Origin of the sequence: Arthrobacter sp. CDRTa11, from assembly GCF_026427775.1 — a bacterium.
Lineage (GTDB): Bacteria > Actinomycetota > Actinomycetes > Actinomycetales > Micrococcaceae > Arthrobacter.
This window is the reverse complement of record NZ_CP044532.1, coordinates 2,610,388-2,633,030: the sequence shown is the minus strand read 5'-3', so window position 1 is coordinate 2,633,030 and position 22,643 is coordinate 2,610,388. Positions and strand designations below refer to the sequence as shown.

Genomic DNA, 22,643 nt, shown 5'->3' with positions numbered 1-22,643 from the left:
CGTCACCTGCCGCGTTCGGCGGGGCGGTGCGGCTCCGGGCAGGTCAGCATTCGATCACGTTCACCGCGAGGCCACCCCGTGAGGTTTCCTTGTATTTGTCCTTCATGTCCGCGCCGGTTTCCCTCATGGTCTTGATGGCCTTATCCAGGGACACTTTGTGGCTGCCGTCGCCGTGCAGGGCAAGGCGCGCGGCGTTGATGGCTTTGACACTGGCGATCGCGTTCCGTTCGATGCAGGGGATCTGCACCAGACCGCCCACGGGGTCGCAGGTCAGGCCAAGGTTGTGTTCGATCCCCACTTCGGCGGCGTTTTCCACCTGTGCAGGCGATCCGCCGAGGACCTCACAAAGGCCGGCTGCTGCCATGGAGCAGGCAGAACCCACCTCACCCTGGCAGCCCACTTCGGCGCCGGAGATGGAGGCATTGATTTTGAACAGGATTCCGACGGCGGCCGCGGCCAGCAGGAAGCGGACCACACCGTCGTCGTTGGCGCCGGGAACGAACTTCTCGTAGTAGTGCAGCACCGCCGGGACGATGCCTGCCGCGCCGTTCGTCGGTGCGGTCACAATCCGGCCGCCGGCCGCGTTCTCCTCGTTGACCGCCAGGGCGAACAGATTCACCCATTCCATCGCACGGAGCGGGTCGGTCACCCCAGTGTCCGCTGTCAGGGTTTTGAATAACGACGGCGCCCGCCGCCTGACGTTCAGTCCGCCCGGAAGGATTCCTTCCGCGGCGCAGCCGTTGTCCACGCATTGGCGCATCACGGCCCAGAGAGCCAGCAGCTTCTCACGGAGTTCCGCTTCGCTGCGCCAGGTGAGTTCGTTGGCGAGCATTACATCGGAGATGGACATGCCTTCGCGGCTGCAAATCTCCAGAAGCTGGTCCGCCGTGGTGAACGGATAGGGCAGGACGGTGGTGTCGGCCACTACCCGGTCCCCGGCGTCGGCGTCCCCGTCAACGACGAAGCCGCCCCCAATCGAATAGAAGCTTCGCTCGCTGAGCACGGCTCCTGAATGGTCCAGGGCGCGGAACGTCATGCCGTTGGGGTGGGCCGGGAGGGACTTGCGCCGGTGCAGCACCACATCCTCGTCCCAGTTGAAGTCCACCCGGTGGTCCCCGCCCACCCACAACTCAGCGTCGAGGGCGGCGGCGGCCACCTGGTCATCAGCCGTGGAGGTGTCCACGGTTTCCGGATCCAGCCCCTTGAAGCCCAGGACCACGGCCTTGTCCGAGCCGTGGCCCCGCCCGGTGGCCCCGAGGGAGCCGTACAGTTCGGCCTGCACGCGTTTGGTGGAGCTCAGGTGTCCGTCGTCTTTGAGCCCGTCGGCGAACAGCTTCGCTGCCCGCATCGGGCCGACCGTATGTGAGGACGACGGCCCGATGCCAACGGAAAACAGGTCAAGGACGCTGAGCGCCATTAGGGAACCTCAGGGGACGCGTACTCCCGCATGCCGTCGAGGAGCCAGCGGCCCAGGAACTCGGCGAACGAGGCACGGGGGAAGATCCGGTAGCTCTCGTCGCCTGTCTTCCACAGGATCGCGGGGATGTTGCCGATCTCCGTGGACAGCGCCGTGCCGGCCTTGAACCCGCGGGGGTGCAGGTCCAGGGCGCAGCCCTTTTCCAAGACTGCCCGGGCCCGCGGGCCGGTGAGTTCGAAGGTGGTGCGGTTGGCGGACAGGTCCAGCACCTGGCCTTCGCCGTCGCCGAGGGCTTCCTTCAGTGCCTGGATGAGGTCACCGCCGAGCGACTCGTGGGCGTCCACTGGTGCCACCACCAGGAATTCCTCGGGTCCGAGCCAGAGCACGGAGGTGTCGCCGGTTCCGCTCACGGCCCCGCATGTTTCGGGCAAGCCGCCGGTGACTGACGCGATCCGCTGCCCGGCCTCGCTGTCCCGGCTAGCCCGGAGGCCCACCATGGTCAGGAAGGTGATTTCGCTCAGTTCCACAATGCCGAGGACGGAGCCGGTTTCAAAGGCTGTCCGAAGCACTGCGGCCGGGCTGGTTCGCAGGGCCAGGTTCGTCTCGTGCGAGGTTTTGGGTGCTGCTGTTTCAGCCATCTTTACGGGTCCCTTCAGGGTCAAAAAGTACGGTTTCTGCGACAACAACGTCAACGAGCTGGTTGCCGGCGGCGGCCACCAGCGTCTCGCCGATCCGGTTGCGGCCGTTCTTGACCAGTGCCAGGGCGAAGGACCTGCCCAGGGCCGCGCTCTGGTAGCTGGAGGTGACAAATCCCTGCATGGGCACGGGGCCGTAGGCCTGCGTCACCGGGATGCCCTTTTCCACCAGCTGGGTGCCTTCCGGCAACCGGATGGTGCCGTCAACGGGCAGCACGCTGACCAGGTGCTTGCGGTCCTCGCGCCGGGCGTCGGCACGGGCGTAGGAGCGCTTGCCGATAAAGTCCTTGGCTTTGGAGACGATCCATTCCATCCCGGCATCCTGCGGGGTGACGGTGCCGTCCGTGTCCTGGCCAACGATCGGGTAGCCCTTTTCGGCGCGGAGCACGTGCATGGTCTCGGTGCCGTAGGGGGTGATGTTGAACTCGGCGCCCGCCGCGGCCACGGCTTCCCAGGTGTTCAGCCCGTACCAGGCCGGTACGTTGATCTCGTAGGCCAGCTCACCGGAGAACGAGATCCGGCAGACCCGGGCGCTGACGCCGGAGGCCAGCGTGGTTTCGCGGAAGGTCATGAACGGGAAGGCTTCTGCTTCCAGTCCACCGTTGGCGGCGAGCTCCGGTGCCACCTTCGCCAGGACCGCGCGGGACTTGGGTCCGACGACGGCAATGGTGCTCCACTGTTCGGTCACCGAGGTGCAGTGCACGTCCAGTTCCGGCCACTCGGTCTGCAGCCATTCCTCCAGCCAGTCCAGCACCTTGGCGGCGCCGCCGGTGGTGGTGGTCATAAAGAAGCGGTCCTCGTCCAGGCGCAGGGTCACGCCGTCGTCGAAGATCATGCCGTCTGCCTGGCACATCACGCCGTAGCGTGCGGAACCGGGCGCGAGCTTCTTGAAGGCGTTGGTGTAGATCCGGTTGAGGAACTCGCCTGCATCCTTGCCACGGATTTCGATCTTGCCGAGCGTGGTGGCGTCCATAAAGCCAACGGATTCGCGGACGGCGGCGCATTCACGCAGCACAGCCTCATCCATGTCCTCGCCGCCCTGCGGGTAGTACCAGGGACGCTTCCACTGTCCGACGTCCTCGAACAGGGCGCCCTTGTCTACGTGCCACGGGTGGATGGAGGTGACGCGGGCGGGGTCGAACAGTTCGCCGCGCTGGCGTCCTGCGAGGGCCGCGAACGCCACGGGGGTAAACGGTGCCCGGTACGTGGTGGTGCCGATGTCGCCGATGCCCCGCGAGGCTTCGCCTGCCTGGCGCAGTGCCGCGGCAATAACGCCGATCGCGTTGACGCCGGAGGTCTTGCCCTGGTCATTTGCCGTGCTGATGGAGGTGTAGCGCTTGATGTGCTCCACGGACCGCATGCCGGCGCCGGTGGAGCGCAGGACGTCTGCGACGCTCTGGTCCCGCTGGAAGTCCACGAAGTGGTGGTGCCAGTCATCCGGAGTGCCGTTCTCCCCCGGAACCAGCCACAGCTGGCGGGTGGGGGCTGAGGCCTTCGGCTCGGCGATCGGAGAAGGCTCGACGGTAGATTCGAAGCCGGCGGCAATGGCGGCCATCGCACCGCCCGAGATGCCCTCGGTGAGGCAGTCGGCGAGTTCGAAGCTGCCGCGGCCGGAGCCGATGGTCTGCTGGTTCGGGACGACGGTGCTGGGCACGAAAGCTGCCAGGTCATCGTCCCAGCGCAGCTTGCCCTGCCGCTGGGAGTGGAGGTGCACCAGCGGGCTCCAGCCGCCGGACACGGCCAGCAGGTCGCAGTCGATCTCTTCGACACCGGAGGTGAGTTCGCCGTCGTCGTTGATGCTTCGAACGGTAACGCCGTCCAGCCGGCCATCGGCAGAAGCGGACGTGTTGGCCACCGCGCTGCCAATCAGCACGCGCGTGCCGGCTTCGACGGCGGCAGCAGCCACCGCTGTCAGCTGGGTGCGGGCGTCCACGACGGCGGCGATCCTGACGCCGGCGGCGCGCAGGTCAGCGGCCAGGGCGTAGGCGCTGTCGTTGGTGGTGCTGATGACCACGCGCTGCCCGACTGCTATCGCGTAGCGGTTGAGGTAGCTGCGGACGGCCGAGGCGAGCATGATGCCGGGGCGGTCATTGTTCTCGAACACCAGCGGGCGCTCGTGGGCGCCGGGGGCCAGCACCACCTGGCTGGCGCGGATGTGCCAGATCCTCTGCCGGGACACACCGGAGGCGGCCGGTGTGGACAGGTGGTCGGTGCGGTTCTGGACGGCGATCACATAGTTGGCGTCGTAGGCGCCGAAGGCGGTGGTGCGGTTCAGGACGGTGGATTCGGCGCCGGAGACGAGCTCGGCTTCGACGTCTGCCACCCATTCGAGCGCGGGCTTGCCTTCAATGGTCTCGGCCAGTCCGGCTGCGGTGGAACCGGACAGCAGGGAGCCGCCCAGTTCGGGCTGGTCGTCGAGCAGCATCACGCGGGCGCCGGTGCGGACAGCTTCACGGGCAGCGGCCAGGCCGGCAGGCCCGCCGCCGATCACCAGGACGTCGGTGTGGACGTACTTCTTGTCGTACTCGGCCCGGTCCTCTTCCGGATCCAGCTTGCCAAGGCCGTTGAGGAGTTCCGCCTTGAGGCCGTCCACCAGGGTGACAGCGGTGGCGGGGAGCATGGACTCAGCGACGTGGCCGGGGAACCGGGGAGCCACCTTGACCAGAGCGTTGGATTCCTCCACACCCGCGGACATGATGCCGCGGGGCCGGTCTTCGTAGAGCGAGTTGCCGACGGCGATCCGGCCGTTGGCGAGCAGGGCCGAAGCCAGCGTGTCACCGGGGTGGCCGGTGAATTCTTCGCCGTCCACGGTGAAACGCCAGGAGATGGTGCGGTCAATGCGTCCGCCGGCGGCGAGGCGGGCGTTCTGGGAAGTCACTTGGTTGCTCCTTCCGGGGCGGTGGTGCTGGGGGGTGCTGTGCTTGTGGCAATGCTGGTTGCAGCGATGCTCGGCCCGGCACTACCTGTGGTGGTGCTGTCCGGGGCCGTACTGGCGGTACCGGATTCGCTGGCTGCCGGGGCCGGGGCGGCTTTGTCCGGACGGGGCGTGCCCATTGGATAGACCGCCTGGATTTCGTAGGTGACCGTGTCGCGGAGCATGTTGAACCACTGGCGGCAGCCGGTGCTGTGGAGCCAGCGTTCGGCGAAGGCGCCCTTGGTGTTGTCCCGGTAGAACAGGAACTCGGCCCATTCGCGGTCGTTCAGTTCGTTCGGGTTTTCCGGGTAGGCCACGTGGGCCTGGCCGCCGTAGTGGAACTCGGTCTCGTCGCGGGAGCCGCAGTTGGGGCATGAAATGAGGAGCATGTCCGGACTCTCTTCTAGTGGGCCACGGCGGCTGCGCCGTGTTCATCGATCAGGGCGCCGGTTTCGAACCGCTCCAGCGCAAACGGCTTGTTCAGGTGGTGCGGCGTTCCCGTGGCGATGGTGTGGGCAAAGGTGAGGCCCGCGGCAGGGGTGCCCTTGAAGCCGCCGGTGCCCCAGCCGCAGTTCACGAACATGTTGTCCACCGGAGTGGTTCCCACGATCGGGGAAGCATCCAGTGTGGTGTCAACGATGCCGCCCCAGGTCCGGAGCACATGCGCCCGGGCAAAGATCGGGAAAAGCTCGACGGCGGCAGCCATCTGGTGCTCGATCACATGGAAGGACCCGCGCTGGCCGTAGCCGTTGTAGGAGTCCACGCCGGCGCCCATCACCAGTTCGCCCTTGTGTGCCTGGGAAACGTAGACGTGCACGTGGTTGGACATCACCACGGTGGGGTGCACCGGTTCGTGCAGTTCGGAGACCAGCGCCTGCAGTGGGTGGGACTGGATAGGAAGCCGGAAGCCTGCCATCTCGGCCAGGACCGAGCTGTGCCCGGCGGCGCACAGGCCCACCTTTTCCGTATTGATGGTGCCTTGGTTGGTCTTGACGCCGGTGACGCGGTTGCCGTCCTTGATGAAGCCGGTGACTTCGCAGTTCTGGATGATGTCTACGCCCAGTTCGTCGCACTTGCGGGCGAAGGCCCAGGCCACGTGGTCGTGCTTGGCGATGCCTGCCCGGGGCTGGTAAGTGGCGCCCATGACGGGGTAGCGGATGTTATCGCTGATGTTCAGGATGGGGCAGAGTTCCTTGACCTGCTGCGGGTCCAGCCACTCGGCGTCCACGCCGTTGAGCTTGTTGGCGCCCACCCGCCGCATGCTTTCACGGACGTCACCCAGGGTGTGGGCGAGGTTCATGACGCCGCGCTGGCTGAACAGGAAGTCGTATTCGAGTTCCTCCGGCAGGATTTCCCAGAGTTTGAGGGCGTGCTCGTAGATGGCCGCGCTCTCGTCCCAGAGGTAGTTGGAACGGATGATGGTGGTGTTCCGGGCCATGTTGCCGCCGGCCAGCCATCCCTTTTCGAGGACAGCGATGTTGGTCATGCCGTGGTTCTTGGCCAGGAAGTAGGCGGTGGCCAGCCCGTGTCCGCCGCCGCCAACGATCACGGCATCGTAGGAAGATTTGGGCTCGGGGTTCCGCCAGAGGAAATCGGGGTGCTCCGGAAGCAAATCGGCCATCATGCCACCTCGTTCGAGTCAGAGGAAAGGTTGGGGTAGAGCGGGAACTTTCCGGCCAGGATTTCAACCCGCTGCCGAAGTTCTGCCACGGTCTCTTCATTGAAATCGTGCTTAAGGGCTGCGGCGATAATGTCCGCGACCTCGGTGAACTCGGCCTGCCCGAACCCACGCGTGGCCAGTGCCGGCGTGCCGATACGAAGACCGGAGGAAACCATCGGGGGACGCGGGTCGAAGGGCACAGCGTTCCGGTTAACGGTGATCCCGATCCGGTGCAGGCGGTCTTCGCCCTGCTGGCCGTCCAGTTCCGAATTGCGCAGATCGACCAGGACCAGGTGCACGTCGGTACCACCGCTGACCACGGTCACACCGGACTCTGCAACGTCGGCAGCCAGTATGCGTTCTGCGATGATGCGGGCGCCTTCCAGGGTGCGTTCCTGGCGGTCGCGGAACTCCGGCTCAGCAGCGAGCTTGAACGCCACGGCCTTCGCGGCAATGACGTGCTCCAGCGGGCCGCCCTGCTGTCCCGGGAACACTGCGGAGTTGACCTTCTTGGCGATGCCGGCGTCGTTGGTCAGGATCACTCCACCGCGCGGGCCGCCAAGGGTCTTGTGGGTGGTGCTGGTAACGATGTGGGCGTGAGGCACGGGGTTGGGGTGCAGTCCTGCAGCCACCAGGCCGGCGAAGTGGGCCATGTCCACCATCAGGTAGGCGCCCACCAGGTCAGCGATGCGGCGGAATTCGGCGAAGTCCAGCTGGCGGGAGTACGCGGACCAGCCGGCGACGATCAGCTTCGGCTTGTTCTCAACCGCCAGGCGCTCCACTTCCGACATGTCGATCTGCATGGAGTCTTCATCGACGCCATACGGGACCACCTTGTAGAGCTTGCCGGAGAAATTGATCTTCATGCCGTGCGTCAGATGGCCACCGTGAGCCAGGTTCAGGCCCAGGATGGTGTCACCGGGCTGGATCAGGGCGAACATCGCCGCTGCGTTGGCCTGCGCACCGGAGTGGGGCTGGACGTTGGCGAATTCGGAACCGAAGAGGGACTTGAGGCGGTCGATGGCCAGCTGCTCCACCACGTCAACGTGTTCGCAGCCGCCGTAATAGCGCTTGCCCGGGTACCCCTCGGCGTACTTGTTGGTCAGTACGGATCCCTGCGCCTCCATGACGGCAGTCGGCGCAAAGTTTTCGGAGGCGATCATCTCCAGCGTGCCCTGCTGGCGCAGCAGTTCCTGCTCCACAGCGGCGTGGATAGCAGGATCCGTCTCTGCAAGCGTGCGGGTCAGAACGTCGACCATCATTTCTCCCTAGCTGTTGCCTAATATCCTGTTGATATATTAGTTGCGTGACTCAAGTATGCTATCCGGATATGTGGGTGTCAACAGATTCGGCGCGATATTCCGGAAACGCCAAAAGCGCAGCCCGAGGGCCGCGCTTGAAGGTAATAGCCGGAAGGGCGAGGCCCAGGCTAGGTGAAGAGAGCCCTGCGGACGGCATCCTCGAAGCCGCTGACGTGAATCCTCGCGAGCTCGGCGGCGCGCGCCTCGTCCCCGTCAATCACTGCACCGAGCAGATCCACATGCTCATGCACGTGGCGGGCGAGGTCAGGAAGGCGATCAAGCACCATGCACCAGATACGGGTGGCGAGGTTGTCATAGCGGACCAGGACGTCTTCGAGGTGGGGATTGGCCGCAGCAGCGTAGATCCCCTGGTGCACACGTGCATCCAGCCGCAGGGTTTCCACGACGGAGGCGGCATGCGTATCGAACGACTCAACCGCCCGCAATACAGCGCGCAGCTGCTCGCGCTGCTGCTCTGTGGCAACCCGGGCAGCACGGGATGCTGCAAGCGGTTCAAGCTGGGTCCGGATTTCGGAAATAAAAGCGAGATCAGTGACCTCCACCCGGGTGGCAAAAGTTCCCCTGCGCGGATACGAAACAACCAGCCGGTCCAGCTCCAGCCGCTTCAAGGCTTCGCGGACGGGAGTACGCCCCATGCCAAGGTCCCTGGCGAGGTGGTCGTCATTGAGGAGATCCCCCGGCTTGATGTCCAGCATCAGCAGGCGGTCACGGATGCGCTCGTAGGCCACTTCCGCCAACGACTTCTTAACAGCCTCATCTGCAGGTGCCAAAACTTCAACTGCCACAACCGGGCCCCTTTCCGTTCGGGCAAACAGCCTATTGACCTTGCCCACTGACCAGTATACGCTGATTCACAACCCTAATATATCAGTTCATGAACTGCGAATATATCTAATGGGAAGATACCTAAAAGGAGGAGACATGACCCTAATGGCTACAGACTCATCAACCAGCACGCTGACTCACACAGAGCCTCGCGTGGAAGAAGCCAAGGCCCAGAAGTTCGTACTCACACTGTCGTGCGTCGAACGTGCCGGAATTGTCCAGGCGGTCACCACTTTTCTCTTCGAACGTGGCTTCAACATCGACGAGCACCAGCAGTTCGACGACGGGCTGCGCCAGACGCTGCACCTGCGCACCGCATTCTCGGGTTCCCCTGACTACACGCCGGAGAGGCTCCAGGAGGAGTTCAACGCGATCGCGGACCGTTTCGAGATGAAGTTCAGCTTCCATGACCAGACCAAGCAGCGCGTCCTGGTCATGGTGTCCAAGTTCGGTCACTGCCTCAATGACCTGATCTTCCGCTGGCGGGGTGGCAGCCTGGGCGGCGACATCGTCCTCATTGTTTCCAACCACGAAACCCACCGGGCCATGGCCGAGGCCGCCGGCCTCCCCTTCCTCTACGTCCCGGTGACACCCGAGACGAAGGCAGATGCCGAACAGCGCCTGCTGGACCTCATCGACGAATATGACATCGACCTCGTGGTGCTGGCCCGCTACATGCAGGTGCTGTCCGACGACCTCTGCCGCGCCCTTGAGGGCCGCGCCATCAACATCCACCACTCGTTCCTGCCCGGGTTCAAGGGTGCACGCCCGTACCACCAGGCGTACGATCGTGGCGTCAAGCTGGTGGGCGCTACAGCCCACTACGTGACCGCAGAACTGGATGAGGGGCCCATCATCGAACAGGAAGTCATCCGGGTGGACCACAGTTATGGACCGACCGCCCTTTCCACAGTTGGGCAGGATGCCGAAGCCCTGGCGCTGTCCCGTGCCGTGAGGTGGCACTGCGAGCACCGTGTGTTGCTGGATCAAACCAGCACCGTCGTGTTCCGGTAAGCACCACCACCACATCAGCAGAGAACACACGAAAACCAGCAGGAGAAACCACATGGCTTCCACGCCAAGCATTGTCATTATTGGAGCTGGAATCGTCGGCACGAACCTTGCCGATGAACTGGTCACACGGGGTTGGAACAACATCACTGTCCTGGACCAGGGACCCCTGAATATGCCCGGCGGCTCCACGTCCCACGCCCCCGGCCTCGTTTTTCAGACCAACCCTTCGAAGACCATGGCACTTTTCGCCAAGTACACGGTGGAAAAGCTCCTGTCCCTCACGGAGGACGGCCAAAGCTGTTTCAACCAGGTGGGCGGCCTTGAAGTTGCCACCACCGAGACCCGCCTCACGGACCTGAAGCGGAAGCTTGGCTATGCTGCCGCTTGGGGTATCGAAGGCAAGATCCTCTCCCGCGCCGAGTGCAAGGAGCTTTACCCGCTTCTGAATGAAGAGGACATCTTGGGCGGCCTCCATGTACCTACCGACGGCCTGGCCCTGGCTGCCCGCGCAGTCCAGTTGCTCATCAAGCGCACCGAAGCAGCCGGCGTGAAGTACATCGGCAACACCGAGGTGACCGGGATCGAACAGTCCAACCGCCGCGTCACCGGCGTCGAGACCGCCGACGGCGTGATCCCGGCGGACATCGTGGTTTCCTGCGCAGGCTTCTGGGGCGCCAAGGTGGGCGAGCTGATCGGCATGTCCGTCCCGCTCCTCCCGCTGGCCCACCAGTACGTCAAGACAACGCCGGTTCCCGCCCAGAAGGGTAAGAACGAACTGCCCAACGGCGCCCAGCTCCCCATCCTGCGCCACCAGGACCAGGACCTCTACTACCGCGAGCACGGCGACCGCTACGGCATCGGCTCCTACGCACACCGGCCCATGCCCGTGGACCTGGACGAACTGGGCAGCTACGAGCCCAGCAGCATCAGCGAACACAACATGCCTTCCCGCCTGGACTTCACCCTGGATGACTTCCTTCCCGCATGGGAAGCAACCAAGCAGATCCTGCCGGCACTGCGTGAAAGCGAAATCGAGGATGGCTTCAACGGCATCTTCTCCTTCACCCCGGACGGCGGCTCCCTGGTGGGCGAGTCCAAGGAAGTGGACGGCTTCTTCGTTGCCGAGGCCGTGTGGGTCACACACTCCGCCGGCATCGCCCGTGCCGTGGCAGAGCTCCTCGTGGACGGAAAGTCGCAGATTGACCTCGGCGACTGCGATATCCACCGCTTCGAAGAGGTCCAGCTGACCCCCGAGTACGTCAGCGAGACCTCCCAGCAGAACTTCGTGGAAATCTACGATGTCCTGCACCCGCTGCAGCCCAAGCTCTCTCCGCGCAATCTTCGCGTCAGCCCCTTCCACGCCCGCCACAAGCAGCTGGGCGGCGTCTTCCTGGAGGGCGGCGGCTGGGAGCGCCCCTACTGGTTCGAAGCCAACGCGGAACTGCTCAAGGAGATGCCTGACGAATGGCAGCCGCCGGCACGTGACGCCTGGTCCGGGATGTTCAGCTCGCCCATCGCCGCCGCCGAAGCCTGGAAGACCCGCACCGCGGTGGCCATGTACGACATGACTCCGCTCAAGCGCCTTGAGGTCTCCGGCCCCGGAGCCATGAAGCTGCTGCAGGAGCTGACCACCGCCGACATGACCAAGAAGCCGGGGGCCGTCACCTACACCCTCCTGCTGGACCACGCAGGCGGGATCCGAAGCGACATCACCGTGGCCCGCCTGAGCGAAGACACCTTCCAGCTCGGAGCCAACGGAAACATCGACACCGCCTACTTTGAGCGGGCCGCCCGCCACCAGACGGAAAACGGGACCGCCAGCGACTGGGTCCAGGTTCGCGACACCACCGGCGGCACCTGCTGCATCGGCCTGTGGGGGCCCCTCGCCCGGGACCTCATCAGCACCGTCAGCAGTGACGATTTCTCCAACGACGGCCTGAAATACTTCCGGTCCAAGAAGGTGGTCATCGGCGGCGTCACCGTCACGGCAATGCGCCTGTCCTATGTCGGCGAGCTGGGCTGGGAACTGTACACCAGCGCAGACAACGGACAGCGCCTGTGGGATGCACTGTGGAAGGCCGGGCAGCCGTTCGGCGTTATCGCCGCGGGCCGTGCCGCGTTCAGCTCGCTGCGCCTGGAAAAGGGCTACCGCTCGTGGGGCACCGACATGACCACCGAACACGACCCGCTGGAAGCCGGGCTTGGTTTCGCCGTGAAGATGACCAAGGACAACTTCGTCGGAAAGGCAGCGCTGGAAGGCCGGACCGAGGAAAACTCCGCCCGCCGTCTTCGCTGCCTGACCGTCGACGACGGCCGCAGCATTGTGCTGGGCAAGGAACCTGTGTTCTACAAGGACCAGGCAGTCGGCTACGTCACCAGCGCCGCTTACGGCTATACCGTAGCCAAGCCGATCGCGTACGCGTACCTCCCCGCCGCTGTGTCCATTGGTGACTCGGTCGAGATCGAATACTTTGGCCGGCGTATCCAGGCCACAGTCACGGCCGATCCGCTGTACGACCCCACCATGACCAGGCTCCGCGGCTAACAGCGCCGGGCCATTCACAGGCACGCGGCCCGGACTCATTTCCCTCGCAACCAGAGTCCGGGCCGCTGCTTTGCCATGGCCTGCCACTACCCCAGTCCCCAGCCCGGTCGACTCGAGCCTCAGCCCAGGAAGACACATGATCAGTTCAGAAACAATAAACGGCTACCTCACCAGACTTTCCTCGCGTGAACCCACCCCTGGCGGCGGCGCAGCCGCGGCCGTCCACGCAGCCCAGGGGGCGGCACTGGTCGCCATGGTGGCCAGGTACTCCACCGGCCCGAAGTACGAGCAGCACGCCGAACTCGTGACCAGGGTCATCGCCTCCGCCGACCAGCTGGTGGTCGAGGCCCTGCGCCTCGCAGACGCGGACCAGCATGCCTTCCAGGGCGTCATCGATGCGTACAAACTTCCCGCCGGCACTGACGAGCTCAAGGCTGCACGAACAGCATCCATCCAGGACGCGCTGATCCTGGCCGCCACCACGCCGGCGCAACTCATCCTTCTTGCCGGGGCCGTTGTGGATCTTGCCACCGAACTTTTCGAGGTGGCCAATGCCAACGTAATCAGTGACGTCGCTGCCGCCGTCGACGCAGCACGGGCAGCCGCCACCACTGCGCGGGTGAACATCGACATCAATGTGGTTGCCATCAAGGACACTGAAGCCCGCTCCCGGCTGGCTGGCCAGACAGACGGCCTTGAGGAAAAGGTCATCCTGGCAGCCGACTCACTGGCGAAGCGGGTTCGGGAAAGGATCCTCGGTTGAGCACCACACTTCTCTCCGGACGTGCACTGGCCGGCCTCACGCAGCAAAAGGCCTCCGACGCCGCCAGGGCTCTCGAAATCGACGGCCTCCGCCCTACGCTTGCGGTGGTTGTGGCCACCGACGACGGCTCCACACACTGGTATGTGCGGTCAATCGAACGGGCCGCAGAAAGCGCAGGCATCATGTGCCGCATTGTGGACCTTGGCCACGATGCCACCGGACAGGTTCTGGCGTCTGTCCTTAAGGATCTCAGCGCCGAGCCATCGGTAAACGGCATCATCCTGCAGACGCCGCTGCCTCCCGGCGTCGATGCAGATGCGCTGGTTGGACACATCGCCCCTGAAAAGGACATCGACGGCGCGAATCCACTGAGCCTGGGCCGGCTGGCAGTCGGCCAGCCCTCGTTTGCCCCCGCAACGGCACGGGCCGTCGTCGAGATCCTCGATCACTTCGACATCCCGGTGGCGGGCCGGAACGTCGTGGTGATTGGACGTTCAGCCGTTGTGGGAAAGCCGCTGTCGCTGTTGCTTATGGAACGTGACGCCGCGGTCACCGTCTGCCACTCCCGGTCAGGGCCGCTGGAGAAATACACCAGGACGGCCGACGTCGTGGTCGTCGCTGCCGGGCGCATCGGCCTGCTCACCGGCAGCCATATTTCCTCCGAGGCCGTAGTGATCGACGTCGGCACCAACGTCCTTCCCGACGGATCCCTGGTGGGGGACGTGGATCAAGCCAGTGTCCGGGGCGTCGCTGCGGCACTGACACCTGTTCCGGGCGGTGTCGGGTCAGTCACCACGTCCCTGCTTCTCCTGCACACCGTTGAGGCCGCGCGGGAACAGTCGCGGGCCTTGCTCACGGCAACGGCCGGGTAGTCCTGCCCAGGGCTACAGGACGGCCCTGATCAGGTTCTCGAAGTCCGCCACGTGCTTGCTGGTCAGCCGGGAAGCAGCGTCGGAATCCCCATCCGCAATGCATTCAAGAAGCTCAATGTGCTGGGCAATATGCTCAGAGACAGGAGGCAGTTTCTCCAGCACAAGGCTCCAGATGCGCGTCGCCAGATTGTCATAGCGGATGAGGACGTCTTCAAGGTGCCTGCTTCCTGTAGCCCGGTAGATCATCCGGTGGACGCGCATATCGAGGCGCATAAGGTCCCGCTGGGAATGCAGCTGCGGCAGGACCTCACCCACCTCATTGGCGAATTCCTTGATCTCCTGCCGCAGCTGCGGCGAAGCCATCCGTGCGGCCCGCGCTGCTGCGGCAGGTTCCAGAAGCTGCCGTATTTCGGAGATTTCCGCCAAGTCGGTGATGTCCACCCCTGCCGCGAATGTTCCGCGGCGGGGATAGGCCACCACCAGATGGTCACTTTCAAGGCGCTTCATGGCTTCGCGAATGGGCGTCCTTCCCACGCCGAGCCGACGGGAAATCGCGTCGTCGTTAAGGGGCTCGCCAGGCTTGATGTCCAGGAGTATCAGTTCATCGCTGAGTGCCCTGTAGGCGAAGTCGGCGAAGGACTCGTCCTCCTGCCTCTCTGACAGGTACGAGCTTGCTGTGTCCGACGGTAATTCTCCACCGCTTGCCATTGTTATGTCTCCTCCTGAGGTAAGCACGGGGCCTTGACGCGAAGGCCTCATGAACATAGTAGAACTGATATATCAATATCTCCTAACTAATTTCTCAACCGTCTGGGGGTTCTGCTGAAGATCCCCTATCTCGGCAGAACTAAAGGGAGGATTTTTGTTGCTTTCCAGCTCCAGATAGAAGGCTGAGTCCGATGGTTAGAGGTCAAAAAATCTCTGGACAATGGCTGGGGGCCTGCCCTACGATGTATCTGATATATCTTTAGTAACCAAGTAGAAATATCAGCTACTTCATGTCTGGTGATTGGGGATGCTGTGCCACACGGCACGGCATCTTACTGACAGCCTTCATCCTCGCGAAGGATGAGCTGTCCCGTGCCCGTGAATGGTGCTTCGGTGGCCTGAAACCTGGGGAGGTATCCTCATCGAAGCACCGCTTTCGGGCAACGGGGCAGCGCCGGCAACTTAGCCGGACACGTGCAAGGCAGGCCGAGATGGCAGGCCTGGCACCAAATCCCAGCACCACCCCCAAGCCCAAGGAGTGTCCATGTCCGGAAACAGAGCAGTCGCCTACAAAGAACCCGGCGTTGTTGAAATCATCAATACCGACTACCCGTCGTTCGAACTCAAGGACGGCCCCGGCGTCAATCCGGAGAATGTGGGCCGGAAAGTGCCCCACGGTGCCATCCTGCGCACGGTAACCACCAACATCTGCGGCTCGGACCAGCACATGGTGCGTGGCCGGACCACCGCTCCCAAGGACCTCGTCCTCGGCCATGAAATTACCGGCGAAGTGGTGGAAGTCGGCCCGGACGTGGAGTTCATCAAGGTGGGAGACATTGTCTCCGTACCGTTCAACATCTCCTGTGGCCGCTGCCGGAACTGCAAGGAGCGCAAGACGGGCATCTGCCTGAACGTCAACCCGGACCGCCCGGGAAGCGCCTACGGTTATGTGGACATGGGCGGCTGGGTGGGTGGCCAGGCAGAATACGTGCTGGTCCCCTACGCTGACTGGAACCTGCTCAGGTTCCCGGACCGCGACCAGGCCCTGGAAAAGATCATGGACCTGACCATGCTTTCCGATATCTTCCCCACTGGCTTCCACGGCGCAGTGACCGCCGGAGTCGGCGTCGGTTCCACTGTCTACATCGCCGGGGCAGGTCCTGTCGGCCTGGCGGCTGCCGTCGGTGCACAGCTGCTCGGTGCCGCGGTGGTCATTGTCGGTGACATGAACGAAGGCCGCCTGGCCCAGGCCAGGTCCTTCGGTTGTGAAACAGTGAACGTGTCCAAGGGCGATCCCAAGGACCAGATTGAACAGATCCTTGGCGTGCCGGAAGTGGACTGTGGCGTGGACGCCGTGGGATTCGAAGCCCGCGGACATGGCAAGGACGCCTCCCACGAAGCGCCGGCCACTGTGCTGAACTCCCTTATGGACATCACCGCCGCAGGTGGCGCACTGGGCATCCCGGGACTGTACGTGACCGGGGATCCCGGGGGAATCGACGATGCAGCCCAGCATGGATCCCTCTCCCTGTCGCTGGGCACCGGCTGGGCAAAATCCTTGTCCTTCACCACCGGACAGTGCCCCGTGATGAACTACAACCGCCAACTGATGATGGCCATCCTGCATGACAAGGTGCAGATCGCCAAGGCAGTGAACGCCAAGGCAATCCCGCTCGAAGAAGCGCCGCGCGGCTACGCCGAATTCGACGCCGGTTCGGCAACAAAGTTCGTCCTGAACCCGAACGGATACGTCAAGGCGTAGGACGCCGGCTGACGGGGCCGGGGAACGGCGGGGTTCGCACTACGTGGTGCCAGCCCCGCCGTTCCCCTGCCCGCACCTTTGAGAGCATCACCATCTTCAGAAAAGGGGGCACCATTGCTCGCCGAAGACATCGCCATGAGTGGCGGCACCTTGGAGTTCTCCCCTGCCTCTAGCGCTTCCGGACGGGCCTCCCCCACTTGGGCAGAGGCCCGCCAGCTGGCGTTCGATTGCGCTGTCCCGCTTCCGCCGGTGGATGTTCCGCTCTCATCGGCAGCCGGCCACACGCTGACCCGCGATGTCGCCGCCCTGCAAGAGCTCCCCCATTACCAGTCCTCCGCCATGGACGGCTGGGCCGTCAGCGGTTGCGGCCCGTGGCTCCTCACCGACGATGAGCACTTCCTGCCGCCCGGGCGGGCCAGGGTCATAGCCACCGGCGGACTGGTACCTGCGGGCGCCACGTCAATACTCCGCAAGGAGAGCGGCGCGGTCCACCAGGACGCTGACGGCAGCGCCCTCCTGGAGCTCAACGGCAGCGCCAAGGATGGCGAACCTGGACGGGGCCAGCACATCCGTCCTGCAGGCGAAGAAGCTGCGGCCGGTGACGTGCTGATCCCTGCCGGCACAAAACTGAACCCTGGCCACATTGCGCTTGCCGCTGTGGCTGGGCATGACACTCTGCAGGTGCAGCGCAAACCGGTGGTCGGAATCGTCCTGACCGGTTCCGAAGTAGTCACCGAGGGCGTTCCGGAACCGGGACACGTCAGGGACACTTTTGGTCCCCAGCTGGGCACAGTCATTTCCCTGCTGGGCGGCACATCCGCCGGTTCCCTGCGGATCGGGGATTCCTATCATGAATGGCTAGGGGCACTTGGCGGTTCAGAATCAATCCCCGGGCCCCTGCCGGACGTGACCATAACCACTGGCGGAACCGGGTGTTCCGGGACAGACCATTTCCGAGGTGCCATCAGCGCTCTCGGCGGTCAGTTGCTCCTGGATGGCATCGCCATGCGGCCCGGCCACCCGGCTGTCCTGGCCGTCCTCCCGAACGGCCGCTTCGTCGTCGGACTGCCCGGTAATCCCTTGGCAGCAATGATGGCCCTCATCACCATTGGCGCGCCACTGCTGGAGGCACTCGGAGGACAGCCCCTGGGCGCCGTCGGGCAGGTGACATCAGCCGCTGACGTTGATCCCTCCCCCGGCCGTACGCGCCTGATTCCCTGCAGGTTCATCGAGGGCCTGGCCTTCCCGGCCTCGCATACGGGGCCCGGCATGGTCCGGGGACTTGCCTGGGCCGATGGTGTCATGGCAGTTCCTTCCGCAGGGGTTCTGTCCGGCGAGCCGGTTCCTGTGCTCCCCCTCCCCTGGACGCAGCACAACGAGATGATCCTTTCCGCTACCAAGCACCTACGGAGCACCACATGGCACGCATGACGCAGCGCCGCAAAATCCATCGCTTCCACCTGGACGGTTCCGGCACCGAATACCCGGTACGGTTCAAGGAGGACGTACTTGCCGCCGAGGAGCCCCTGGAGATCCGTATCGGCGGCCGGTCTTTCGCGGTCACCATGAGGACCCCTGGGGACGATTTTGACCTTGTGGCGGGGTTCCTGGTCTCAGAAGGCATCATCAGCTCCCACTCCGAGCTGGTGTCGATGCGCTTTTGCGCCGGAGATGCCGGCGGAGAACAAACTTACAACGTCATCGAGGCCCAGCTGGCGCCTGATGTGGCCATGCCAGACACGATGCGGCATGTCTACACGTCAAGCTCCTGTGGCATCTGCGGGACGGACTCCATCGAATCCGTCCGCAAGACACTTCGCTTCGATCCTGCCCAGGACCCACTGCGGATTCCTGTGGATGTCCTGGCCGAACTCCCGGAGCGGCTTCGCGAGGCCCAGGCAGTGTTCGACAAGACGGGCGGCGTCCACGCTGCCGGCCTGTTCAGGGTGGACGGCGCCGGCCCGGAACTCCTCTGTCTCCGGGAGGATGTTGGACGCCACAACGCAGTGGACAAGGTTGTCGGTTGGGCGCTGCGCCAAAACCTGTTGCCATTGAGCGGCACCGTCCTCCAGGTTTCGGGGCGCGCTTCCTTCGAGCTTGTCCAAAAGGCCGCCATGGCCGGCATCCCCGTCCTGTCTGCCGTCAGCGCGCCCTCAAGCCTGGCCGCCGACCTCGCCGTCGAGACCGGAGTGACCCTGGTTGGATTTAGCCGGGGACACAGCCTGAATGTCTACGCAGGCCGGGAACGGCTGGGCCGCCCGCAAAAGCTCAGCCGGGAGGAGGCCTATGCCGGGCCCTGACAGACCACACAGCAGCCGTCACGACGATTCGTGACGGGTGCGCGGTTAAGGCAGCTGTGGCCTAAGGTAATGGGCAATTTTCGGGCCACCCCGGCACAGGCGATGTTTCGGGGCAATTGCGGCCCGCTCACCATTCCGGTCTAGGATCAATCACAAAGAGGACGTTTCACCCTCTTGATTGGCCACAGGAAGACGCAGGTGTGGATCATGGCCTCAAATGACCCTGACGTCCCAAAGGGTGCCAATGGGCAGGCCGGGGGTGTGCAGTCCGTCGACCGTGCCCTCCAGATCCTCGATATCCTCTCCCGGGACGGACACGCGGGCGTCAGCGACATCGCGGAGGAAATGGGCGTCCACAAGTCCACCGTCTTTCGGCTGCTCGAATCACTGGTTGGCCCTGAGATGGTCCAGCAGAACACCGGACGCGGCAAGTATCAGCTTGGCTTCGGCATCCTCCGCCTCGCCGCCTCCATCCCGGCGCGCCTCAGCCTGGTGCGGGAGGCCAGGCCAATCCTGGAAGACCTGGCGCAGCAGAGCAAGGAAACGGTTAACCTGGCAGTCCTGCGATCAGGCTATGCCGTCAACGTCGACCAGGCCCTGGGACCCTCCAGCCTCGCCACACACGACTGGGTAGGTGGACTGACCCCACTCCATGCCACGTCCAGTGGCAAGGTTTTTTTGGCCGCACTGCCGGCTGATGAGCGTCGGCGGATCCTGGATGAGGTCGGGCTGTCCGCCCGGACGCCGCGCACCATCACGGACCGGGATGTCCTGGAAAAGCAGCTGCTCGATGTGGCCCGCAACGGATATGCGGAGACAAGCGAGGAACTCGAGATCGGCCTGAATGCGATCGCCGTTCCCGTGTTTAACCACGTGGGCGCGGTCATCGGATCAGTAAGCATTTCGGGACCTGCGTTCCGCTTCGACACCGCAAAACTGCCGGGGCTCATCACGTCCCTCCGCGAGGCGGGACTGCAGATCAGCGCGAAAATGGGCTACACACAAAGGTAACCCCGCACTCCGGCAAGTTGGGGTCACCGTTGAAATGGGGATCTGACCGACAGACCAGGGCGCTTCATTTCGACCTGCTCGTTGATGCACACCTTGCCACCACCGGGCCCGCAGATGTTGCAAATCTGTGCATCTTCCCATTCAAAAAGCGCTTCTTACGCAACAACACTCACGATATGCAACAGCGTGGCGCATGCCACGCTTGGTGTCAAGATCCGCTAAAGGTGACAGAAATGTCTTGACATCTTGGTGTGGCGTAGCGCACTCTGTTGCTGAGCGCGAATTGTGTTGTTCCATGCGGAACGACACGAGGCAGCCGACCTTTACCGTTTTCAACCTGATTCCTGACCCCGAAGAGGTGCACCATGCACAAGGCCTGCACGCTCAGTGAGCTTGCGCCAGGGGAGGCGCTGTGGCTGGATACAGCTCCACCGATTGCCGTCTTTCACACGGAAGACGGCAATCTATTTGACATGGATGACACCTGCACTGATCAGGATGCATTATTGGCAGAGGGCATGTGGAGCATTGCTGGGTGGAGTGCCCGTTACATGCATCCCGCTTCAAACTGCATTCAGGCAAAATCGATTCGCCGCCAGCCAAGCGGCCGGTCCGAACCCATGAGGTCATGGGTGCCGGTGGCGACATCATGGTCGTCAAGCTCAGGGAAGCCCCCAACCTTCCTCCCGGCCGGACAGTCAACGGCCACATCTAAAAACACGCAGTCCATGACTCCCAAGCAAAGGACGAAATCATGGCTATAAACAGTGACATCAAACCCCCCAAGAAACCTCCCGTCAGCGAAAGCAATGCGGAGAGCCAAAGAATCGGGGAGCTGGCTTCAGACGATGGGGTCGAAGCAGTTCTCCTCATTCCTGCGGACGGAGCTGCCAGCACTTTGCCGGATTCAGAAGAATACGACCAGATCCTCGAAGAGCTGCGCTCCGCCAAAACCGAGCACGCCGTTTCGGCACGCCGGAATACCAAACTGACCCTCGATAAGGTCACCTTCGGGATCACGGGAGTCATCGCCGTTGCCTTCGTGATTTGGGGATTCGTCGGCCGGGACAGCCTCTCCGCGTCCTCGACCGGTGCCCTGAACTGGGTGATGGAATACACAGGATGGCTGTTTATGGTCCTGGCGTCCCTGTTCGTGGTGTTCGTCCTGTGGCTTGCCCTGGGCAAGTTCGGCAACATCCCGCTGGGCAAGGACGGCGAGAAGCCTGAATTCCGCACCATCTCCTGGGTGGCGATGATGTTCGCTGCAGGCATGGGCATCGGGCTTATGTTCTACGGCGTTGCCGAACCGCTCTACCACTACATTTCGCCGCCGCCGGGAACAGTTGACGGCAGCACTCCGGCTGCCATCCAGACCGCCATGGCCACCTCAATCTTCCACTGGACGCTGCACCCCTGGGCCATGTACGCCGTGGTGGGCATCGCCATGGCCTACGGAACCTACCGCTTGGGCCGCAAACAGCTGATCTCCGCCGCGTTTACCTCCCTGTTTGGCATCCGCGTAGTTGAAGGTCCGGTCGGCAAATTTATCAACATCCTTGCCATTTTCGCGACGCTTTTCGGCACAGCGGCATCGCTGGGCCTTGGCGCCCTGCAAATCGGCAGCGGCATGACGTCCAACGGCTGGATGGGAGAAATCGGCACCCCGGTGCTCGTGGCCATCGTGGCCGTCCTGACAACCTGTTTCGTCGCCTCCGCAGTTTCCGGCATCAGCCGCGGAATCCAGTGGCTCTCCAACATCAACATGGTCCTGGCCGTGGTCCTGGCCCTGATCGTCTTCGTTGCAGGACCCACCCTGTTCATTCTCAACCTGATCCCCGCAGCTGTTGGCGACTACGCCAGGGACCTGGCGGAAATGTCTTCCCGCACCGAAGCAGTCGGCGACGAGGCGCTGCGCAGCTGGATGTCTGGCTGGACCATCTTCTACTGGGCCTGGTGGGTGTCCTGGACGCCCTTCGTGGGCATGTTCATTGCCCGCATCAGCCGCGGACGCACCATCCGCCAGTTTGTCACCGGCGTACTGCTGGTGCCCAGCGTCGTCAGTGTGATCTGGTTCGGCATCTTCGGCGGCACCGCCTTCCATGTGCAGCAGGAAGCCGACAAGGCTGGCACCCCCGGCCTGGTAACCATGGTCGACGGCGCCCCGACCGTTAGCTTCGACGGAGCCCTTTTCGATCTGGTCAAGAACCTGGGAATGCCCGCCTGGGCAGTCGGCGCAGTCATCGTCCTGGCGATGGTCCTGGTGGGAATCTTCTTTATCACCGGCGCAGACGCGGCCTCCATCGTGATGGGATCACTCAGCTCCAATGGCGCCGAGGAACCCCGCCGGGGAGTGGTCATCTTCTGGGGCACCCTCACCGGGGCCGTAGCCGCCGTTATGCTCTTGGCGGGCGGAGACGTACCCTCCGAAGCCCTGTCCGGGCTCCAACGCATCACCATCGTCGCTGCCCTTCCGTTCGTGATCGTGATGCTGCTGCTCTGCTTCGCCCTCGTCAAGGACCTCCGCCGCGACCCGCTGGCACTGCGGCAGCGTCTGGCCACCAACGTCATGGAACGTGCAATCCGTACCGGCGTGGAGCAACACGGCCTTGTCCAGTTCGACCTCGTAACAAGGCACGAGTGCGCGGAAAAGTGCTCGGAATCGGACTGCATTGGCGGGACTCCCACCGGAAGCGTTCCGACCGTCGGTGCCAAGCATGCGGACCGGGACAGTAACTAGCTGTCCACCCGTCAGTAGCACCTTGCGCCCCGGTGGCACGGGCCTTCCAGGCCCGTGCCACCGGGGCGCACCCACTCCCCCGAAAAAGCAACAGCAAA

General features: G+C 63.8%; 18 protein-coding genes. 10 read left to right on the top strand and 8 right to left on the bottom strand.

Annotation, left to right across the window (positions count from 1 at the left end; genetic code table 11):
* Positions 1–43 precede the first annotated feature (43 nt).
* The 7 genes from F8G81_RS11770 to F8G81_RS11740 form a co-directional block, all read right to left on the bottom strand.
* Entirely contained in the window at positions 44–1,417 is a 1,374-nt protein-coding gene (locus tag F8G81_RS11770) for an L-serine ammonia-lyase (RefSeq protein WP_267274925.1), read from the bottom strand.
* A complete protein-coding gene (locus F8G81_RS11765; RefSeq protein ID WP_267274924.1) occupies positions 1,417–2,055 on the bottom strand; it encodes a sarcosine oxidase subunit gamma in 639 nt (212 codons plus the stop codon). Before F8G81_RS11765 ends, F8G81_RS11770 begins: the two co-directional genes overlap by 1 nt.
* Entirely contained in the window at positions 2,048–4,990 is a 2,943-nt protein-coding gene (locus F8G81_RS11760) for a sarcosine oxidase subunit alpha family protein (RefSeq protein WP_267274923.1), read from the bottom strand. Before F8G81_RS11760 ends, F8G81_RS11765 begins: the two co-directional genes overlap by 8 nt.
* Entirely contained in the window at positions 4,987–5,415 is a 429-nt protein-coding gene (locus tag F8G81_RS11755; protein ID WP_267274922.1) for a sarcosine oxidase subunit delta, read from the bottom strand. The genes F8G81_RS11760 and F8G81_RS11755 overlap by 4 nt, the downstream gene beginning before the upstream one ends.
* A gap of 14 nt (positions 5,416–5,429) precedes the next feature.
* Complete coding sequence (locus F8G81_RS11750) at positions 5,430–6,650, bottom strand: sarcosine oxidase subunit beta family protein (RefSeq protein ID WP_416377047.1); 1,221 nt, start codon at positions 6,648–6,650, stop codon at positions 5,430–5,432.
* A complete protein-coding gene (glyA, locus tag F8G81_RS11745; RefSeq protein WP_267279194.1) occupies positions 6,647–7,945 on the bottom strand; it encodes a serine hydroxymethyltransferase in 1,299 nt (432 codons plus the stop codon). Before glyA ends, F8G81_RS11750 begins: the two co-directional genes overlap by 4 nt.
* Before the next feature lie 170 nt (positions 7,946–8,115).
* A complete protein-coding gene (locus F8G81_RS11740) occupies positions 8,116–8,703 on the bottom strand; it encodes a GntR family transcriptional regulator (RefSeq protein WP_267279193.1) in 588 nt (195 codons plus the stop codon).
* A 226-nt stretch (positions 8,704–8,929) separates the two neighbouring features.
* Here F8G81_RS11740 and purU point away from each other — a divergent pair, with 226 nt between their 5' ends.
* The 4 genes from purU to F8G81_RS11720 all read left to right on the top strand — a co-directional run bounded on the left by purU (position 8,930) and on the right by F8G81_RS11720 (position 14,027).
* Positions 8,930–9,847: a formyltetrahydrofolate deformylase gene (purU, locus tag F8G81_RS11735; RefSeq protein WP_267274920.1), complete on the top strand. Its 918-nt coding sequence runs from the start codon at positions 8,930–8,932 to the stop codon at positions 9,845–9,847.
* Between the two features lie 52 nt (positions 9,848–9,899).
* Positions 9,900–12,392, top strand: a complete 2,493-nt coding sequence (locus F8G81_RS11730) for a GcvT family protein (protein WP_267274919.1) — start codon at positions 9,900–9,902, stop codon at positions 12,390–12,392.
* Positions 12,393–12,528: 136 nt separating this feature from the next.
* Complete coding sequence (locus F8G81_RS11725; protein ID WP_267274918.1) at positions 12,529–13,155, top strand: cyclodeaminase/cyclohydrolase family protein; 627 nt, start codon at positions 12,529–12,531, stop codon at positions 13,153–13,155.
* Entirely contained in the window at positions 13,152–14,027 is an 876-nt protein-coding gene (locus F8G81_RS11720) for a bifunctional 5,10-methylenetetrahydrofolate dehydrogenase/5,10-methenyltetrahydrofolate cyclohydrolase (protein ID WP_267274917.1), read from the top strand. Before F8G81_RS11725 ends, F8G81_RS11720 begins: the two co-directional genes overlap by 4 nt.
* A gap of 12 nt (positions 14,028–14,039) precedes the next feature.
* On the opposite strand, the gene F8G81_RS11715 is transcribed toward F8G81_RS11720, so the two are convergent.
* The gene (locus F8G81_RS11715) at positions 14,040–14,735 is read right to left on the bottom strand and encodes a GntR family transcriptional regulator (RefSeq protein WP_267274916.1); all 696 of its coding nucleotides are present in this window, start codon (positions 14,733–14,735) and stop codon (positions 14,040–14,042) included.
* 544 nt (positions 14,736–15,279) lie between these two features.
* Between F8G81_RS11715 and fdhA the strand changes: the two genes are divergently transcribed.
* From fdhA to F8G81_RS11685, 6 genes are all read left to right on the top strand, one after another.
* On the top strand, positions 15,280–16,497 hold the full coding sequence (gene fdhA, locus F8G81_RS11710) for a formaldehyde dehydrogenase, glutathione-independent (RefSeq protein WP_267274915.1): 1,218 nt from the start codon (positions 15,280–15,282) through the stop codon (positions 16,495–16,497).
* Positions 16,498–16,632: 135 nt separating this feature from the next.
* Entirely contained in the window at positions 16,633–17,928 is a 1,296-nt protein-coding gene (locus F8G81_RS11705) for a molybdopterin molybdotransferase MoeA (protein WP_267279192.1), read from the top strand.
* Positions 17,916–18,797, top strand: coding sequence for a formate dehydrogenase accessory sulfurtransferase FdhD (gene fdhD, locus F8G81_RS11700; RefSeq protein WP_267274914.1), 882 nt, complete (start codon positions 17,916–17,918; stop codon positions 18,795–18,797). Before F8G81_RS11705 ends, fdhD begins: the two co-directional genes overlap by 13 nt.
* Before the next feature lie 207 nt (positions 18,798–19,004).
* Complete coding sequence (locus F8G81_RS11695; protein WP_267274913.1) at positions 19,005–19,808, top strand: IclR family transcriptional regulator; 804 nt, start codon at positions 19,005–19,007, stop codon at positions 19,806–19,808.
* 535 nt (positions 19,809–20,343) lie between these two features.
* Positions 20,344–20,523, top strand: a complete 180-nt coding sequence (locus tag F8G81_RS23510; RefSeq protein ID WP_323809181.1) for a hypothetical protein — start codon at positions 20,344–20,346, stop codon at positions 20,521–20,523.
* A 39-nt stretch (positions 20,524–20,562) separates the two neighbouring features.
* The gene (locus F8G81_RS11685; RefSeq protein ID WP_267274912.1) at positions 20,563–22,545 is read left to right on the top strand and encodes a BCCT family transporter; all 1,983 of its coding nucleotides are present in this window, start codon (positions 20,563–20,565) and stop codon (positions 22,543–22,545) included.
* Positions 22,546–22,643: the final 98 nt, after the last annotated feature.

Excerpts from the sequence above, each read along its gene's own strand:
- F8G81_RS11765 (WP_267274924.1), bottom strand. The coding sequence starts at position 2,055 with ATGGCTGAAACAGCAGCACCCAAAACCTCGCACGAGACGAACCTGGCC.
- fdhD (WP_267274914.1), top strand. The coding sequence starts at position 17,916 with ATGGCACGCATGACGCAGCGCCGCAAAATCCATCGCTTCCACCTGGAC.
- purU (WP_267274920.1), top strand. The coding sequence starts at position 8,930 with ATGACCCTAATGGCTACAGACTCATCAACCAGCACGCTGACTCACACA.
- F8G81_RS11740 (WP_267279193.1), bottom strand. The coding sequence starts at position 8,703 with ATGCTGGACATCAAGCCGGGGGATCTCCTCAATGACGACCACCTCGCC.
- F8G81_RS11750 (WP_416377047.1), bottom strand. The coding sequence starts at position 6,650 with ATGATGGCCGATTTGCTTCCGGAGCACCCCGATTTCCTCTGGCGGAAC.
- F8G81_RS11695 (WP_267274913.1), top strand. The coding sequence starts at position 19,005 with ATGGCCTCAAATGACCCTGACGTCCCAAAGGGTGCCAATGGGCAGGCC.
- F8G81_RS11730 (WP_267274919.1), top strand. The coding sequence starts at position 9,900 with ATGGCTTCCACGCCAAGCATTGTCATTATTGGAGCTGGAATCGTCGGC.
- glyA (WP_267279194.1), bottom strand. The coding sequence starts at position 7,945 with ATGGTCGACGTTCTGACCCGCACGCTTGCAGAGACGGATCCTGCTATC.
- F8G81_RS11725 (WP_267274918.1), top strand. The coding sequence starts at position 12,529 with ATGATCAGTTCAGAAACAATAAACGGCTACCTCACCAGACTTTCCTCG.
- F8G81_RS11715 (WP_267274916.1), bottom strand. The coding sequence starts at position 14,735 with ATGGCAAGCGGTGGAGAATTACCGTCGGACACAGCAAGCTCGTACCTG.
- F8G81_RS11755 (WP_267274922.1), bottom strand. The coding sequence starts at position 5,415 with ATGCTCCTCATTTCATGCCCCAACTGCGGCTCCCGCGACGAGACCGAG.
- F8G81_RS11770 (WP_267274925.1), bottom strand. The coding sequence starts at position 1,417 with ATGGCGCTCAGCGTCCTTGACCTGTTTTCCGTTGGCATCGGGCCGTCG.
- fdhA (WP_267274915.1), top strand. The coding sequence starts at position 15,280 with ATGTCCGGAAACAGAGCAGTCGCCTACAAAGAACCCGGCGTTGTTGAA.
- F8G81_RS11685 (WP_267274912.1), top strand. The coding sequence starts at position 20,563 with ATGGCTATAAACAGTGACATCAAACCCCCCAAGAAACCTCCCGTCAGC.
- F8G81_RS11705 (WP_267279192.1), top strand. The coding sequence starts at position 16,633 with ATGAGTGGCGGCACCTTGGAGTTCTCCCCTGCCTCTAGCGCTTCCGGA.